Genomic DNA, 886 nt, shown 5'->3' with positions numbered 1-886 from the left:
GGCAGTTGCTCCACCACCTTGAACTCAAACAGGTAGATATGCCCGCCAAAGTCCACGCTCATGTCCACCTTGCCATGGTGGCTGGCGTCTTCCACCGTCACACTCACCCCCAGGGCGGCAAAGTGGCTATAGAAGACACTGGCATAGTGGCCTTCGTATCGAGCAATCGGATTATTGCGGTACCAGTCATGGGGAAGCCCGGCGTAAAGGGCCTTGAGGTGAGTTTCAATCGCGGCAAGGTCGCCCACTTTTAACAAGCGCGGTAGGCGGATGGCCAGTTCATCGAAAACGGCATGGCTAACGCCCAGTATGGGGAGCAGCGCCTCGTTAAGACTGATTTCCACTTCCTGGTTGGGCAGCCCCAGCTGATAAAGGGGGCGGTGAGGCACTTCTTCGCGAATACTTTTAAGCGTCAGGTAGCCTGTTTGAAATAGCATGGCGTCGGTCGAGATATCATCCACATCAAAGCGGCTCAATAATGTGGGCCGACTGTGCCAAGCAGTGAGTGCGGGGGTATATATGCCGCGCTCTTTCAGCAATTCAACCAAAAACGTGGGTGTCGCCGACTCAAACCAGTAAGGGCCGAATTCTTGTTCTTGGAACAGTAACAGTACATCGAAGGGATTGTAGACGGACGTTACCTCACGCCCCCCCCAACGATAGCCGTTATACCACTGTTTGATTTCCTGACGGTCTAACCCGGAAAGTTCGGGTTCAAATACGGTATCGATGTCGTCATCGGTATAGCCGCAAAGGGTCGCATAGTCGGGCGACAGGGTAATATCACGCAGATTATTCAGTCCCGAAAACAGGCTGACCTTACTGAATTTGGACACGCCGGTCAGCAGCACAAAGTGCAAGTGGGGGTCGGCGTCCTTAATAACGC

Annotated in this window: 1 protein-coding gene; it reads right to left on the bottom strand. The window is 53.6% G+C overall.

Annotated elements, in window-relative coordinates; all coding sequences use genetic code 11:
* Positions 1-886 (bottom strand): PD-(D/E)XK nuclease domain-containing protein (locus M8006_RS17670; RefSeq protein WP_250084522.1); only part of this gene is annotated, 886 nt, incomplete at both ends.

It is taken from the genome of Halomonas llamarensis, assembly GCF_023555005.1.
Classification (GTDB): Bacteria; Pseudomonadota; Gammaproteobacteria; order Pseudomonadales; family Halomonadaceae; genus Vreelandella; species Vreelandella llamarensis.
Note: the sequence above shows the minus strand (reverse complement) of the source record. Positions and strands in the feature narration are given on the sequence as shown.